Annotated in this window: 6 protein-coding genes; all 6 read right to left on the reverse strand. The window is 42.7% G+C overall.

The features are described 5' to 3' along the window. Positions 1-229: 229 nt before the first annotated feature. The gene (locus LC605_RS09175; protein ID WP_229547251.1) at positions 230-2089 is read right to left on the reverse strand and encodes a hypothetical protein; all 1860 of its coding nucleotides are present in this window, start codon (positions 2087-2089) and stop codon (positions 230-232) included. 156 nt (positions 2090-2245) lie between these two features. Further along, positions 2246-5128: a type I polyketide synthase gene (locus LC605_RS09180; protein WP_229547252.1), complete on the reverse strand. Its 2883-nt coding sequence runs from the start codon at positions 5126-5128 to the stop codon at positions 2246-2248. Between the two features lie 4 nt (positions 5129-5132). Further along, a complete protein-coding gene (locus LC605_RS09185; RefSeq protein ID WP_229547253.1) occupies positions 5133-9950 on the reverse strand; it encodes a type I polyketide synthase in 4818 nt (1605 codons plus the stop codon). 412 nt (positions 9951-10362) lie between these two features. Beyond that, a complete protein-coding gene (locus tag LC605_RS09190) occupies positions 10363-11757 on the reverse strand; it encodes a hypothetical protein (RefSeq protein WP_229547254.1) in 1395 nt (464 codons plus the stop codon). 40 nt (positions 11758-11797) lie between these two features. Next, a complete protein-coding gene (locus tag LC605_RS09195; RefSeq protein ID WP_229547255.1) occupies positions 11798-12103 on the reverse strand; it encodes an acyl carrier protein in 306 nt (101 codons plus the stop codon). A 339-nt stretch (positions 12104-12442) separates the two neighbouring features. Next, positions 12443-14302 (reverse strand): fatty acyl-AMP ligase, encoded by a 1860-nt coding sequence (locus tag LC605_RS09200; RefSeq protein ID WP_229547256.1) that lies wholly within the window; start codon positions 14300-14302, stop codon positions 12443-12445. Positions 14303-16698: the final 2396 nt, after the last annotated feature.

Below are 16698 nucleotides of genomic sequence, written 5' to 3' on the forward strand. Positions count from 1 at the left end.
ACCAAATTTTAAAATCTTTCCCTCTTTCTCTCTGTGTTCTCTGCGCCTTTGCGGTTCGTCATTTAACCCCACAAACTTCCCTTGACAGACCAGTAGTTCAGCAGTTAAGTAAGTTGGCGCGAAAAAATCAAAGTATGTTACAAAACGTAAATAGCCTTAAAATCTTTACTAGTGACCAATGACAAAGGACAAATGACAGCCTTAGCCAGTTAGCTTTAATTGCGCCGACCTACTTAATGCTCTCTTTGAGAGAAGGGAAATGTTTGCCACCCAGTTCAATTTGTTCCTGTTCAACTCCAGTTTTGATTCTGGCGAGTAAATATTCCCAGTCAGAGGCGATGATATTTGTGCCATGATCTGGTTCGATCAGACTTGCTAAGGCAATATTGCTGCCATATTTATTCACTAAATTGTATATACCTAAGAAATTAAAAACCCCTGATTCATAAGTTCCACAAGGAACTGAGGGATTTTGAACTCCAGTGCAGTATTCATGGGGTTGCAACCACTCTTTTGAAGGATATCCGTGGAAATGAACCATTGGCATTCCATTTTTAATTAACTGTGGTGCATATAAAGCAGCAGCCAGAGCGATCGCCACCATCACATAGATATCGTAAGATGGTTTAATCTCACCCGCTCCAGAATCAAGTCCTTTTGGTAACTGGAGTAATAATCTGTCTTGTAATCCAATCCTAAATACGTCTGTTTCTAAATTCAGGTTGGTTTTATTTGAGCCGGAACGAGAACTAGCAAGCCAGATGTCTGGTATTTGTTTAAATAGGTATTCTCCTGCAATCTGGGTTTTAATATACCTTCTACCAATTTCATTCTGACGCAGTTCATCAGGGCCGAATCCGGCGATTGTTGATAAGCTTTCCCACTCCCTCTCGGATATTTCTAGATCACCTATATATTGTGGTGGTTCGGCATAAGCAACAAAACCGTAAGAAACTCCTGTTCTACCATTTATCATCCAGTCTACAATATCTCGATGGGACTTTCTTTTCATCACATCGTTAATTTTAAAACCAGAGGGTAGTAAGTCTGTTGATGCTAACTCTTTACCCAACTTGACTAGTTGAGCAGCATATACAGATGTTTGAGCGTCATATTCACCAATCTCAAATCGACTTAAAGGTAATGGTTGAATTGGGACAAATATTTTCGGAATTAATGACTTAGAAACGAACTCGTCAAGTAACTCTGTAGAAAATACCGAGTCGGAAAGGTTCATGTTTAAGATTGATATATTGCTGCTGTCAACCCCAATCACAATTTCCGAAAAGTTTTTAATTAGGGTATTTACACCAATGGGAATTTTTTGTTGATAAGGTATTTTGGGATCAACTAGCTTGGGATTCAGTTTGGTTAAAACGATCGCTTGAGTATTTGTCGGGTCTTCAAGTGGTTGGACGCTCTCTTCAGCCCAACTGATAAATTGCATGATTTTGGAAGCAGATATCGGGTTTTTGTTGAAAACAAAATGAGAATATAATCGATAGAGTAATTCTGCTAGAAGTATCTTGGCTTTCCCAAATAAAGAAGGATGTTTTTCAACGTCTACGACAGCATTAACACCTGATTTAACTACCCTTGTGGTGATATTTTTTTTCCAGTTAACCAAAGGAATAGTAATTTCGTAGTTAAACTCTTTAGTTGCTTCTTCCCAAGATATAATCTGAACTCCGTTTTCTTGCAGTTTATGTTCTAACTCTTTTCTAAATTGTAAAACTGTTTCTTCTTTGTAACCGTTAGGCAAAGGTCTAAAGGTAACTTTTAGCCTATTTGCCATCATTTTTGGATCGATGACAGGAGGGATAAAGCCTGTAATTTTCCGACAATAACCACCAATCAAACGACCAATTGTTTGCAAACTCAGGTCTTGAGTTTTGTTTGTATAACTATCACTGATGGCATCGGTACTTTTTTGGAGAAAGGCGAGAATTTCTGTTTTGCGTTCAGCTAGTTCTGTGCGAATTTCTGGTGTTAGTAATCCTTTGGGTGAATTAATCTTGAGTTTATCATCATCGGCCCACAACTGAACGCCTTGATGATTAAGATTTTCCAAAAGTTCTGATACGTTCATAGATTCACCATTTTTGTTGTTATTTAAATAGAATTCTGGAGTCGGAATGAATTATGTGTCAGTAGGCTTGGCTAAAAGTAATTTTTTTGAACGAACCGCAAAGGACGCAAAGGACGCAAAGAAAGAAAGAGAGAAAGAGAGTAAGAAATGCTTAACTTAAATTTCAAAGGTTTCTGATTCTGAAGCTTCTACTTCTTTGGCTAAGTGCTGTGAAGGTGACTCTATTGTGGGATAATGCACTAACAGAAGTGGGGACATATCAAGTCCGAGGAATTGTTTTCCAGCACTAGCGATCGCGATCGCTAGGACGGAATCTAATCCGTAACTGTCAAAAGGTATGCGGACATTGATTTCATCGGGTTTTACTCCCAGTTCTTGGGCAATTTGGCTAACTAACCAAGCTTGAATGTCTTCTGCTGTCAAAGATTTAAGATTTAATTGCTGTAATGTGATGTTAGTTTCCTCCTCAGTTTTGGTCTGTTGCTTTTCTAATAGTTCAATCAGTCTCGGCAGCAAATTCAACTCTGCTTGTGAAAGTTCTGCGGTCATTTCTAACTGCTTGACTAATTGTTTGAAGTCTCCATGATTGAGAGATTTATTCGGGGAGATGCTCTCAACTTTCTTTTGCTCATTACGATTAGCTCTAAACCAGTGGCGCTTTCGCTGCCAGGGATAGGTTGGTAATTGCAGACGTTGATGTGAGTAATGGCGATCGAAAGCTAACCAGTCTACTTTTGCTCCATGTACATATAAACTCCCCAAGTTTTCTAGTAGCTGTTGCCAATCTTGTTTTTCTGGATGCAGACTTGGAAGGGAAACTTTTTCATTCTTAGACAAGCGATCGCTACCTATTTCTACAAATATTTCATAGCCCTGTTGAACTAAAATATTCACACTAGCGGCGTTCACGGGTTGTCGTACTTGCTGACACCAATACTCAGGGGTAGCTATTTCACCAGTTAGATGAGAAACTACGGAAATTCGTGGTTGGGAGTAGGTTATTTCTCTAGCGATTTGCTGAAAATCATCCTCTTGGGACTTGACAACTAACTTCAAGCCATCTTCCAAGCTGAAAACTCCAGCTACACAGGCGGCAACGTATTCCCCAATATTGTTACCCATAACTGTGGTGGGTTCTATACCCCAGGATTTCCATAATTGGAAAAGGGCATACTCTAGGGAAAAGAGGGCAGGGGGAGATTTAGAGGAAAGTATCTCTAGTAATGGTTGCTCTATGTAAGTACGGAGGATTTGATCGCAATGGTCGAGGGCAGCCCGGAAGGTAGGTTGAGTTTCGTAGAGTTGACGCCCCATTTCTAAATCCTGGGAGCTAAAATCTGTGAAAATAAAGGCGATTTTCGGAGAACCTGCCACTTTTTGTTTAAATAACCCTGCGACTTCTTGCCCAGCGCGGAAGGCGGCTAACTTTTCATAAAGTTCGGTAGATGAAGATGCTACCACACTTAACCGATGCTGAAAGTGCGATCGCCCGCTATTGGCACTAAAGCAGATATCTCCTAAAGCTAAGTCTGGGTTAGCAACCAAGTGCTTCTCGTACCGCTCGGCTAACTGGATTAGAGCTTCCTCTGTCTTGGCTGATAGTGCTAGTAGGTGTAGGGGGCGTTCTATTGATCTTGGCGCTGCTTCGGAAATCGGAGCTTCTTCGACGATTACGTGAGCGTTCGTGCCGCTAAAACCAAAGGTATTCACTCCCGCCAGTCGCTGCTTTGCTCCTACATTCCAGGGCATCCGCTCAGTGGGAACTTTTAGGCTGTATTCATCCCATTTTATGTGAGGATTAGGCTGCTGAAAGTGCAGATGGGGTGGAATTTCTCCATGTTGCAGAGCCAGCACTACTTTAATTAAACTGGCGATGCCAGAAGCGGGTTCTAAGTGACCAATGTTGGTTTTTACTGAACCAATAACCAAAGGTTTGTCTTCAGGACGATTTTTACCAAACACTGCCCCCAAAGCTGCCACTTCAATCGGTTCTCCAACTGATGTCCCAGTACCCTGAACTTCTACATAGTCAATCTGGGCTGAGTCTACGCCACTATTTTCTAAAGCTTGGCGAATGGTAGCTTGCTGAGACATCCCATTGGGAGCAATCAAGCTACTACTGCGACCATTGTGGTTCACCGCAGAACCCCGAATCAAGGCTAAAATATTGTCCCCATCAGCCAAAGCATCTTTGAGACGCTTCAAGACGATGACACCACACCCTTCTCCTTTCACAAAGCCATTAGCAGCCGCATCAAAGGTTTGACAGCAACCGTTAGGATTTAGCATATGCGACTTGGAAAGAGCAATGCTGGTGTCTGGGACGAGATTTAAGCCAACTCCGCCAGCGAGGGCTACATGGCACTCTCCCAACCGCAAACTTTGACAAGCTAAATGTACTGAAACTAATGAAGAAGAACAAGAAGTATCGATCGCCATACTCGGGCCTTTTAGCCCTAAAATATACGACAAGCGCCCAGCCGCTACGCTCAAGGAGTTACCGATCGCACTAAAAGCGTCGATTTGGGTTGAGTCTCCTGCTGCCGACATTACCTTGCTGTAATCGTTGAGGTAAATGCCGACAAATACTCCTGTAGAACTGTTATACAAATGCTCCGGTGCAAGAGTTGCATTTTCTAAAGCCTCCCAACCAACCTCTAATAAGAGTCGTTGTTGAGGATCTATACTTGCTGCTTCCCTAGCTGAAATCCCAAAAAATTCTGGGTTAAAGCCATCTACCTGAGTCAAAAAACCGCCTTTGCGGGTACACACTTTGCCGGGAGCATCAGGATCTGGGTCATAGAATTTTTCCAGATCCCAGCGATCGGCAGGAACATCAGTAATGGCATCAACTCCGTTGCGTAACAGTTGCCAGAATGCCTCTGGATTGTCAGCACCGGGAAATCGGCAACCCATGCCAATGATGGCAATTGGTTCTCGTTTGGCGTACTCCAACTGGTCAACTTTGGCTTGCAGGTCTTCAATCGCCCGAAGTGCCCGCTTAATGGGTGATACAGTATTTTCTTGTTCTGAATTCATTTGTTCAGTACCTCATGCTATTTAATTTACCAAGCAGCAGTGCTTCGGCCTCGCTGTCTGATAAATCGTCTAAATATGACTCATTTCCAACTTGCTCCTCATGGTTGTTTTGTTGTGAATCTACGGCAGATTCATCAGAAATTAAAGATGCGTTAGCGTTCGCGGAGCGTCTCGTAGAGAAGCTTACCGTTCGCGTAGCGTTTTGCAGGAAAGGTATCGCTTCTTTAAGTAGATAATCGACCAGCGCTTCGATTGTGGGATAGTCAAAAACTAAAGTTGCAGGTAGAGAACAACTCAGAGTGCTTTCCAAACGGTTCTTCAACTCCACCGCCATCAGAGAATCCATTCCGAGATCAAGAAAACCTTGTTGCGGCTCTAATTCCGATGCATCAATCCCTAAAAGCTTAACAAGTTCAGTTTGGATGTGAGCAAATAAAACAGTTTGCCGCCCATTAACAGGGGTTGTCTCCAACTGCTGTAAAAATTTTGTTTGCTGCAACGATGGTTTTTGATCTATGGCAATGAAAGATTGCAGAAATGGTGAAACCACACCTTCAGGAAATTGTTGACAGAACTTAGACCAGTTGACTGGCAATACTCCTACTTGAGTTCTATTTTGTCCTAGCAAAGTTCCTAATATCTGCAATCCCGACTCTAGTGGTATTGACTCCATTCCTTGAGCAGCTAATCTGGCTTGGTCGCGGTTTCCCAGACTTGTAGCCATGCCAGCATCTTTCCAAAGTCCCCAGTTGATGCTCAATCCTGGCAGTCCCGACCCTCGGCGATAATCGACTAACGCATCCATGAAAGCGTTAGCGGCTGCATAATTTCCTTGACCTGGGGAACCTAGTAAGGCCGCAGCCGAGGAAAATGTGACAAAGAAATCCAGTTGTAACTGCTGACTCAAGGTGTGCAGAATCCAAGTTCCTTTGACCTTTGCTGCCATAACTTGCTCGAAGGATTTCCACTCCTGCTGTCGGAGGATGCCATCGTGGAGCATACCAGCAGCGTGTATAATTCCTGCCAGAGGCGGCATCGAGGTTTTAATATCCTCGAATACTCTAACCATATCGCTCCATTGGGCGACATCAGCTTGGGCGATCGCTATCTTAGCTCCCATGTCTTCCATCTGAGCGATCGCTTGGAGGGCTTCAGCAGATGCCTGTTTGCGTCCAGTCAGCATTAAGTGCCGCGCCCCTTGCTCTACCATCCACTGTGCTACTTTTAGACCTAATGCTCCTAACCCCCCGGTAACCAGATATGTGCTATCTGATCGCAGAGATATTGAACGAGCCTCTGGAACTTCGCTGCGGATGAGGCGAGCCACATAACGCCTTCCTTCTCGGAAGGCAATTTGGTCTTCCCCTTGAGAATCCCAAATCTCTGCTAACAGATTTCCTGCTTCATCTTTTGGAGCATCGGGAGCCAAATCTAGTAGTCCTCCCCACAACTTGGGATGTTCCAAGGCAATAACTTTACCCAATCCCCACAAAGAAGCCTGGGCTGGTGCTTGCAATGAGGATACTGCTGGTACTGCTCCTCTGGTTACTAACCACAAACGGGGCGAAGCTAGGCGTGAGGCCAGAGCTTGTACTAGATGCAAGGTACTGGCACAACCAAGAACCTGAATGTTTTGTATTGAAGGGATGGTTAATTCTGAAGCTAATCCTGCTTCTAAACTCCACAGGTGAACAACTCCTTTTAAGGGTAACTTGTTAGTTCCCACTACCTCTTGGAAAAGCCGCTCAAAATCGGCTGGGTTCGATGGATTAACACTCCAAATTCCAGACTCTTGGACTTGATAGCTGTCCCCAGGATAGACCAGAAAACAACTTTCACCCCGCTCTTGTAAAAGATCGGCTAGGGCTTGTCCAACACCCCAGCCGTCAGCCAAAATCATCCAGCTACCAGGTTCCTGAGCGCTGATTTGTGCCAACTGACGTGACTTGGGCTGCCAACTAACTTCATAGAGCCAATCTTTGTAAGATGCTGCTGTTAATTGTTGTTGATGTTGCTTGGCTAATATTTCTAGCAGTTTAGGCAGTACTTTAATTTCTTCTTGAGAGAATTGTGTTGCACTTTGTAAGTATTTTGCTAGTTGTTGAGTCTCCCCTTGATGCAAAAGATTGAAGATTTGAGTCTGGATCCGATCTGGGGATAAAGACTCTATTTTTGAATGTCCATGATTAACTGCTTCAAACCAATAGCGCTGGTGTTGAAATGGATAATTTGGTAACACCACTCGATGACGGGCATAGTCTCGATCAAAGCCATTCCAGTCTACCATCGCCCCACTGCTGTATAACACCGCCAAGCTGTCAAGAATTTGTTGCCAATCTTCACGTCCCGGACGCAAGCTAGGTAGCCAAACTCCCTCTGCTTCTGGTAAACAATAACGACCCATTCCCATGAGTATTGGCTTGGGGCCGATCTCGACAAATATCTTGTAGCCCCTTTGATACACCGCTTCCATACTGTCTGCAAATCGTACTGGCTGGCGCACATGATTGCACCAATACTCAGGGGTAGCGATGTCATCTGTAATTGGTTGACCAGTGAGATTGGAAATTAGGCTAATTTTAGGTGAAGAGTAGGTAATATTTTTGGCTACTTGCTCAAACTCACCTAGCATTGGCTCCATTAAAGGAGAGTGGAAGGCATGAGAAACTTGTAACTTTTTGGTCGTGATTCCTTGGGCGCAAAGGATGTTGGTGACTATTTCGATCACGTGGCGATCGCCAGAAATTACAATATTCTTCGGGCCATTAATCGCAGCAATCGTCACTTGGTCATAAGGTTGAATAATTGACGTTACTAAAGCTTCCGACGCAATTACCGCCACCATTTCACCACCTTGGGGCAACGCCTGCATCAGACGAGCGCGTTCGGCAATCAGCTTTAGACCATCTTCTAAACTAAATATCCCGGCGACACAAGCAGCTGCATATTCACCGACGCTATGCCCCATGACTGCATCTGGTTTGATCCCCCAAGATTGCCATAACTGAAACAGAGCATATTCCAGAGCAAACAAGGCTGGTTGAGTGTAAGCAGTTTCATCTAAAGACGAAGATTTGCCGGCTTGGGGATAGAGAATCTCAAGTAAAGGCTGGTTAAGATAGGGGTGCAGAATTTCGGCACATTTGTCAATCGCTTGCCGAAAAATCGGTTGAGTATCGTAGAGTTGGCGACCCATACCGACATACTGCGATCCCTGACCGGTGAATAAAAATGCTAGCTTCGGTAACTTCTTTTTAGTTAGTTGCTGACTTTTCAGGCCGGGAGTATGTTCTCCAGCAGCAAAAGCACTCAATTGCTGAGAAATTTGTTCAGCAGATGCACTAACAACAGCTAGACGATGTTCAAAATGCGATCGCCCTGTATTGGCACTGAAGCAGACATCCCCCAAAGATACTTCTGGATGAGACGCGAAGAAATCTTGATACTTTTGTGCTAATTCCGTTAGAGCCGGAGCAGTTTTTGCTGATAGGGTGAGGATGTGGTGAGGGCGTTCTGCTTGACTCGTGACTGGGGTTGCGATCGGGGCTTCTTCTAAAATTATGTGGCAATTGGTGCCACCGAAGCTGAAAGCACTCACCCCTGCCAAACGACTTCCAGAGTAAGACCAAGGCTGGCGCTCAACAGGGATGCTAAAAGGTGTCCCTTCCAGAGAAATATAAGGATTAAGCTGTTTGAGGTGGAGATGGGGGGCAATTTCCCGTTGTTGCATTTGTAAGATCACCTTGATCAGGCCAGCCATGCCAGCAGCACCTTCCAAATGACCAATGTTGGTCTTGACTGAGCCAATCCAACAGGGTTGATCTGGGGAACGACCTTCCATCAGTACGGCTTTCAGGGATTTGACCTCAATTGGATCTCCTAAAGAGGTGCCAGTGCCATGAGCTTCTACATAGCTAATCTGCGCTGGAGCCACTCCAGCCTGTTCCAACGCTTGACGAATAACTGCTTGCTGGGAAGGGCCATTTGGAGCTGTCAGTCCATTACTCGTACCATCTTGGTTGACTGCCGAGCCTCTGATCAGCGCTAAAATGTTGTCTCCATCACCCACGGCATCCTCTAGACGCTTAAGGACGATTACGCCGCAACCCTCTCCTCTGCTATAACCATCAGCACTAGCGTCAAAGGTCTTACACCGACCATCAGGAGCCATCATCTGAGCTTGGGAGCAAGAAATCGCAGGTTCGGGAGCCAACATCAAGTTAACTCCTCCAGCAATGCAGAGATTCGACTCTCCGTTTCGCAAACTCTGGCAAGCTAAATGAATTGCTACTAATGACGAAGAACAAGCCGTATCTATGGCCATACTGGGGCCACGCAGATTTAGCAAGTAGGATAGACGATTGGCGGCAATGCAAGGGGTGGTACCTGTGGCACTATATGCACCGATCTGGGAAGAGTCTTTGTAGATAATTTTGTGGTAGTCAGCGTTAGTAAGACCGATGAACACCCCAGTTTGGCTACCCGCGAGAGTTTTTGGTACAAGTCCAGTATTTTCTAAAGCTTCCCAAGCTACTTCCAATACTAATCTTTGTTGGGGATCCATGTGTTCTGCCTCGCGGGCAGAAATTCCAAAAAAGCTGGGATCAAACAAATCTACCTGATCCAAAAAACCGCCCGATCGGGAACTCATTTTTCCTGGTGTCGCTGGCTGAGACTCATAAAAGGCCTCTATATCCCATCGTTCTGATGGTACTTGGGCGATCGCATCTACTCCATCACGCAATAAATGCCAAAAGGACTCAGGATTTTTAGCTTTGGGAAAACGGCAACCAATGCCAACAATTGCTATGGGTTCTGTCAAAATACTATACCCCTCTTTAACTAATTACTAATTCGTACTTGAGAATTGAATTACGAATTGCGAATTAGGGATTTCCAAGAAATAAATTACCCAAATAAACGAACCACAGAGACGCCAAGAAGACAGAGAACACACAGGAATCAGGAACAGAGAGTTTTTGGGATATTTTTATATTTGGAAGTCCCGTTAGTACAATATTTGATAAATTCGTAGCGAATTCTCTTTGCGTTCCTACCCTACGGGAAGGCGAACGCGAGTGCGTCTCCAAGAGTTGCGCCTATGCGCTTCCCTTTGCGCCCCTACCCTACGGGAAGGCGAACGCGAGTGCGTCTGGTAGAGTTGCGCCTATGCGTTTAAATTTCAACCCTCAATTCGCCACGATTTTATGCTGCATCTGTACTTAGGAATTGTTTTAACTGTCTTGAGCTAAAACCGATTTGGAGAACTCTTTAAAGACGGGAATATTGTTTTGAATTGCTTTCTCAATAGAAGCTCCAGCAGCCATAATTCCCATGTCACGGTTGACAGACCACTGATAGTCTAGGCGGCTAAATAATCTCCGCATCAATTCCAAAAGACTTTGATGATATTTCAGTCCAGTTTGAAAACCTTCGTGTTCTTGACAGAAACATTTTTCCATCCAATTGAGTGCTTCTTTGGTTTCCATGTTGAATAAGGGAGACTTTAAAAGCTTGTAGTAAAAGAGCATTAACATCTCGTCATCGTAAACACAACGACCAGGTAAGACTCCAGAAAGTCCGCTCAAAAGGTTGCGTTGGATTTGATAGACTATCAACCCAGAGATAAATTTTTCGTAAGCAGTTGGCTTCGGAAAGTCCTTATACATATCTCTAGCAATGGTTTGAGAGATGGTGGTATGGAAAGCCTCGTCCAATAAGTGGTAATAAGAAACAGCTGTTGGGGTGGGAATATACTCGCCTTTTTGCTCTAACTCTCGGTAATATCTGACGTAGGGATACTCTTGATTTTTGAGAATTGCATTAGCGGTGTAGCGCAAGGAATAGTACTGACACGCCATAAAGGGCGACATACCCCAGTGAACAGTGAAAAACCGTAACCAGTAGCGGGGTGCGATTCGCCCTGCTAGTCCATCTGCTGGTGCGGGAATCGGCTGACCTTTTTCTTCTAAATTCCTCAAATATTGAGAGTAATATTGCTTTTTATCGCTCAACATTGTCTTAGCGATCGCGCTTAAGGTATTGTCTCGCTGGATCGAAAAGGGAGAACTTCCTTGACTAGAGGTGAAATAGTCCCGCACAGGTTGAGGGATCAAAAGACTAAGCCAATTATTGTCTTTTTCTGTTTTGCTATAGAGGGAATTACCTAATATGGTTTTACCGACAATAGCCATTTTCGATTTGTAACCAATCTTTTGAAAGGCACGAATGTGGTGGCTTTCCTGATCGGTTTCAAAGTCCAGTTCATCACAAAGTGTTTCATAACCACCAACGGCACGAAAAACACCAGATGTGACCATGTTGTAGATACTTGTACTTGCTTCGCTAACAGCAGTATGGTTATAGTTTCCAACCCAATAAAGATGGTTAAGTGCTAGTTTTTGGGTGTCAGAAGCAGCATCATAAAGAGGAGTCCCATAGAGAAGCGAAAGGTCAGGTTTACTCCAATAACAATTGCTGTTTTTGGCGTAATTAAATTCATGACCCAGTTCTTGAATTTTTTCAGTATAATCTGAGTCTTGATTATTTTGGTAAGTTTTTTCGATGCGATGGAAGTGAGTTGGCTCTTGGACTTGTAATGGTTCGAGAGTCTTGTTTATAGTTACCATGATTTTCTCCTGAATGACACTAAATATGAAGAGAATGAGATTAATTTTCAGCTTTTAACTCTGAGACTAAATGCTTAACTAGAGCCTCAACAGTTGGGTAATCGTATAGTAGGGTTGGATCAAGTTCACATCCCAACCAGTCTTCTAAGTCACCTGTCAAACCCACTGCTGCTGAAGAGTCTAAACCATAGCGGTCAAAAGGGATTGTGACTTCGATTTCATCTGAATCGACTTCCAACAAGTCAGCTAGATAAGAGACTATCCATGCTTGAATATTTGCTGCTGTTGGCATCTGCTTGAGTGCAGGTGTAGATGTGGTATTCAATTCAATATTTTGCGTTGTCATAGTTTAAGTCCTTATCTACTAGATGTTTCAACAATCAAATGGGTTTAATTTTGATGCTACCCAATTTTTTCACTGCAACCATGCCTGTCTTGAGAAGCTACTACAGCTTGGCAAAAATAAGCAGACCATTAAAAGCTAGGAAAATTTGGCTGCTCCAAAGGCTTAGAGATGGTATGTGTATTTACACCGCACGGTACTAGGGTGTACACACAGGAGAGACGCTGCGCCTAGCAAGATCCCCGAAGGGTACAAGTCTCTTAACCGCAAGGATGCACTGGCTTCTGGAGCGGACTCTGTGGTTGGTTTGACCTTACCTTTGCGTCAGTCCTGTCCCAGTATCTATAGCTGCTTAGTAGGTGTTAACTGCTTGAGAACAGAATCAACCTCTGCTTCTAGATCCCTAAACTTAGCTTTGTTCCCAGGATTTTCACTCCAATCCTCTAAAACATCTAAAGTACCGGCAAGAAATGCCGTTCGACAAGCTTGACGGCGAATTTTGCCACTAGAGGTTTTGGGAATACTTCCAGTCTTGATGAGTACAGTAGCGAATATATCCAGTCCATGCTGTGCAATCACTGCTTGTCTGACATTTCCGACAATTTCTTGAACGTTTAACTTGCGCAAGTAACTCCGCTCTACTTCCTGAACAATAACTAGTCGTTCGGAACCTTTAAAATCGATGGAAAATGCTGCTCCGGAATCAGATTTCAAGGCTGGATGGCTTTTCTCAACAGTCAGTTCAATATCTTGTGGATAATGATTTTGCCCTCTAATGATAATTACATCTTTGAGTCTCCCTGTGATAAACAACTCCCCATTTAGCATAAATCCTAAGTCTCCAGTACGAAGATATGGGCCTGATGGAATGGCACTATCGCTAACATCTGCATCTGCTAAATAAGCATGGAAAGTTTTCTCTGTCTGTTCAGGTTGATTCCAATAACCTTGAGCAACACTCGGGCCTGCTACCCAGATTTCTCCCACTTGTTCAGGAGTACACATCGTTAAAGATTGGGGATCAGCAATAACGACCTTCTGATCAGCAGGACTTTGCCCACAACCGACTATCGTCAGGGTATCTCCGTGACTCTGATGCTGCTTGAGAATTCGGTTTTGCTCTAATGCTGCTTTTTCTACGTTGCAAGTGATTGGTAAAGCTGTTTTTTCACCCCCAGTTACTATCAGAGTGGTTTCTGCCATCCCATAGCAGGGGTAAAATGCTTCTTTGCGAAAGCCACAAGGCGCAAAAGTAGCAGCAAACTGCTCCAAAGTCTCAGCACGGACGGGTTCCGCACCAGTAAAAGCAACCTCCCAACTGCTGAGATCGAGAGCCGCTAATTGTTCGGGTGTTGCCTTGCGAATGCACAGATCATAAGCAAAGTTTGGGCCGCCACTAGTTGTAGCTTTGTAGTGAGATATTGCTTGCAACCAGCGAATTGGTTTTTGGAGAAACTCTACTGGTGACATCAGAATGCAAGGAACGCCTAAATATAAGGGTTGCAAGACGTTTCCAATGAGTCCCATGTCATGGAAAACAGGTAACCAACCAACAACGATAGTTTTGTTTGTATGTCCGAAGGCTTTCTCGATCATCCGCTCGTTATGCAGGAGATTCCCATGAGTGATCATCACACCCTTTGGTGTCCCTGTAGAGCCAGATGTGTACTGGAGGAAAGCTAAGGTATCACCGCTCAATTCTTGCGGTTGCCATGCTTGTGCTAGATCGTTACTCAACTCATCGGTAGCTAGCCAATGTAATCCAGAAATTTCTAAATCTTCTTGATTGGAGCTAGTTTGGAGGCTATCTAAAATAGATTTAGAAGTCAGTACAATCTTGGCTTGGGCATCTACGGCTATTGCCTGCAACCTGGACAATTTTTGATTTCGTCTGGGTGGATATGCAGGAACAGCAATAACACCTGCATATAAACATCCAAAGAAAGCAGCAATGAAATCTAGACCCGGTTGATATAAGAGCAAAGCACGTTCACCGACAAGATTTAGAGCCTGGAGACTAGCAGCGATCGCTTGTGCTTGCGTATGCAACTCTTTATAAGTCAACGATGCTGCTTCTGCCTCTGTACTTTGTAAAAAAGTATAAGCTTTCTGTTCAGATTGATTTTGCGCTCTGTAAAGCAGCAATTCAACTAACGTTGAAAAATCGTGCTGAGTTATCAAGCTATCGAAATAAGTATTCATTCAATTTGCCTCTATTGAGTTACAGCTATTTATTGACACAGAGATATTGAATCTGTGTCAATAAACTTAGAATGATCACAGGATGTTCTTAGTAATTGTGAAAATCTTTATGCCTCTAGAAGTATTGATATTACCTGTAAATTTTATTTCGCTGCTTCGGCGATGTTACAAAAACTATTCTTTTGTCTTACAAACTTAATGTACAGTTAATTGAATGATAAGTCAATATCTTTAGAAAAAAAAATCAACATCTAATTATCATGTCTGTATACAACTGGATATACCGAATTCTAAAAAATAGGATCTGGGACTTAAAACAATTCACACGAACGTTTTTTTCGGATCTAAATACCCGAAAAAAGCGTTATACTCCTAAAGGCATAAGACTTACAGCCCCCAGATATGTTAAAGAGAAGAACCTATTCCGGTTATTATTCCAGATATGTTTTTCTCATCCTTCGAGATATTTCTAAGTTAGCAAATTACAATGATTACAGCCTAAGAACTATCATTATAATCTATTGTTTCTATAGGAATTATATATGAATAAACTCCAAATGTATTGCATATTTTAGCTGCTATTTTATTCCAGGAACACTTTCTTGCCATTCCATAATTTATTTGAGAATGATCACATATAGCAGTTCTGTATGAGTCTATATTAACTTGCGCTTTATTCAGGTAAGGAAAATTCATGAATTGGCTATACAGAATATAGTTTTGCATAAATTCTAGAGGGGAATCTTCGCAAATAATTGGTACTAAAAAGTATTTCAGTTCCAAGAGTTGTATTGCTCATTATTAAGGGTTTTAAGTTTCTTTACGTTTCGTAACATACTTATGTTTTTTCGCACCAGCTTACTTAAACCTACTATTTCATTACAGCCAGAAAGGGCAGAATTAAATCACGGGTAACTTTTGACTTGCGACACTAGTGTGGATTTGTAAGTGAACAATATTAGTGGGTGTTGCATCCAACTTTGTGAATAATGTTCATTTCATCCAATGTTGCAGTGTTGGCTTTCCTTCAAGGTGGAGAATAGGCAACTAACGGAGTGCCTCCCTATGGCGACTGGCGTAGGTTGGAGGATCGAACCCTATTGGATGATGATTGGAGAATGCTTGCTATGCTTGGCTGGCGCCAATTGCCACAATAAGACACCTAAGAGAGAATCCGAAAGTTTGGCGGCAAATAAGCGATCGCAAACAGGACTTACGCAAAATAATGAAAAAACGAACCCCATTTGCCTTAGCGTCTCCCCCTGGGAGAAGGACGCATTCGGGAGGCGTCTCGTAAGAGTTGGACACAAAGGAATAAGAGTTTCAGAGAGTTATTGCGTAAGTCCTAGCAAATACATTGATACATAGATAAGTAACTCGGCATGATAAAACCTATGTATGTTTAGTTTTATAAAAACTGTAGAACAACGAATTTATAGGTTGTTTACTGATTTTACATTTTGTCACATAGGTTAGTTTTTTGAAGCCGACTCACTTAGCATCTGCTCACCTCCAAAAACGCACTACAGAATTAAAAACTTTGATCTCTGCTTTCTATGCACCTATGCTGTTTTGGATATAACTATCCGCTTTGACTCCAAATAAATAATCAATGCTGAACAAGCAATTCCCACATCTGTTTATTTATTTTGATAAGAGGTGTATAAGTGATTGATGATTGCTAGAAGAATCCTCTGATTACCTAAGCAAAGTTGCTAGTTGCTGAATTTCGCATCTTTAGCAAAATTATCTGGCCATAGATAAATCTAGCTTGGCTGATCTAGTGTCTTAAAATCCAAAATTTGCCCATTTTTGGGATTTTTAAAGATTTTCTTCTGACAACTTTGTGGTTAATTGATAACCTGCTAGAAAACAGAGAAAAAATTTATATTTAGCAAAAATTTGGTTTATAAGCCAAATTTTTGGCTGTGGTGGTGGATTGTCCGAATAACTTCATCTTGTAAGCCTTAAAGCTTACAAAAAAATGCTTGATTACAACTTGATTTTGACGAAGAGTTAGTGTCATAATTGTTCTTAAGTTGTGATTCATGGTAAAAAGAGGTAGCACAAAAGTGCCGCAGATGATTCTGAATTTCTCTTGCCCGAGATTTTGCAGAAAAATGCACCTAAAGTTAGCCCACAAAGGTTAACGTTTTAAAAGCCTGATAAACAACTAAAACTGGGATAATCCCTCTGGACTTTTGCGAGACTGGGGGGTTAACTCCCGGTTTAAGTGAGAGCTTAGTTTTTACCTGAGAATATTTTGTGTGTTCAAAGGTAGATCCAAGCTTGCTATGGCTCTTAGTTTATTTTGGAAGTAAATCTGTTATTTGCAATAAACATCACACCCTTGCACTAGAAAAATAACATCGGTAAATGCAATTAAATTAAATGAG

This window comes from Nostoc sp. CHAB 5836 (assembly GCF_020829445.1).
Taxonomy (GTDB): domain Bacteria; phylum Cyanobacteriota; class Cyanobacteriia; order Cyanobacteriales; family Nostocaceae; genus Nostoc.

Bases quoted from the DNA above. Each gene is read 5' to 3' on its own strand.
- LC605_RS09200 (WP_229547256.1), bottom strand. From the start codon at position 14,302: ATGAATACTTATTTCGATAGCTTGATAACTCAGCACGATTTTTCAACG.
- LC605_RS09180 (WP_229547252.1), bottom strand. From the start codon at position 5,128: ATGAATTCAGAACAAGAAAATACTGTATCACCCATTAAGCGGGCACTT.
- LC605_RS09195 (WP_229547255.1), bottom strand. From the start codon at position 12,103: ATGACAACGCAAAATATTGAATTGAATACCACATCTACACCTGCACTC.
- LC605_RS09175 (WP_229547251.1), bottom strand. From the start codon at position 2,089: ATGAACGTATCAGAACTTTTGGAAAATCTTAATCATCAAGGCGTTCAG.
- LC605_RS09190 (WP_229547254.1), bottom strand. From the start codon at position 11,757: ATGGTAACTATAAACAAGACTCTCGAACCATTACAAGTCCAAGAGCCA.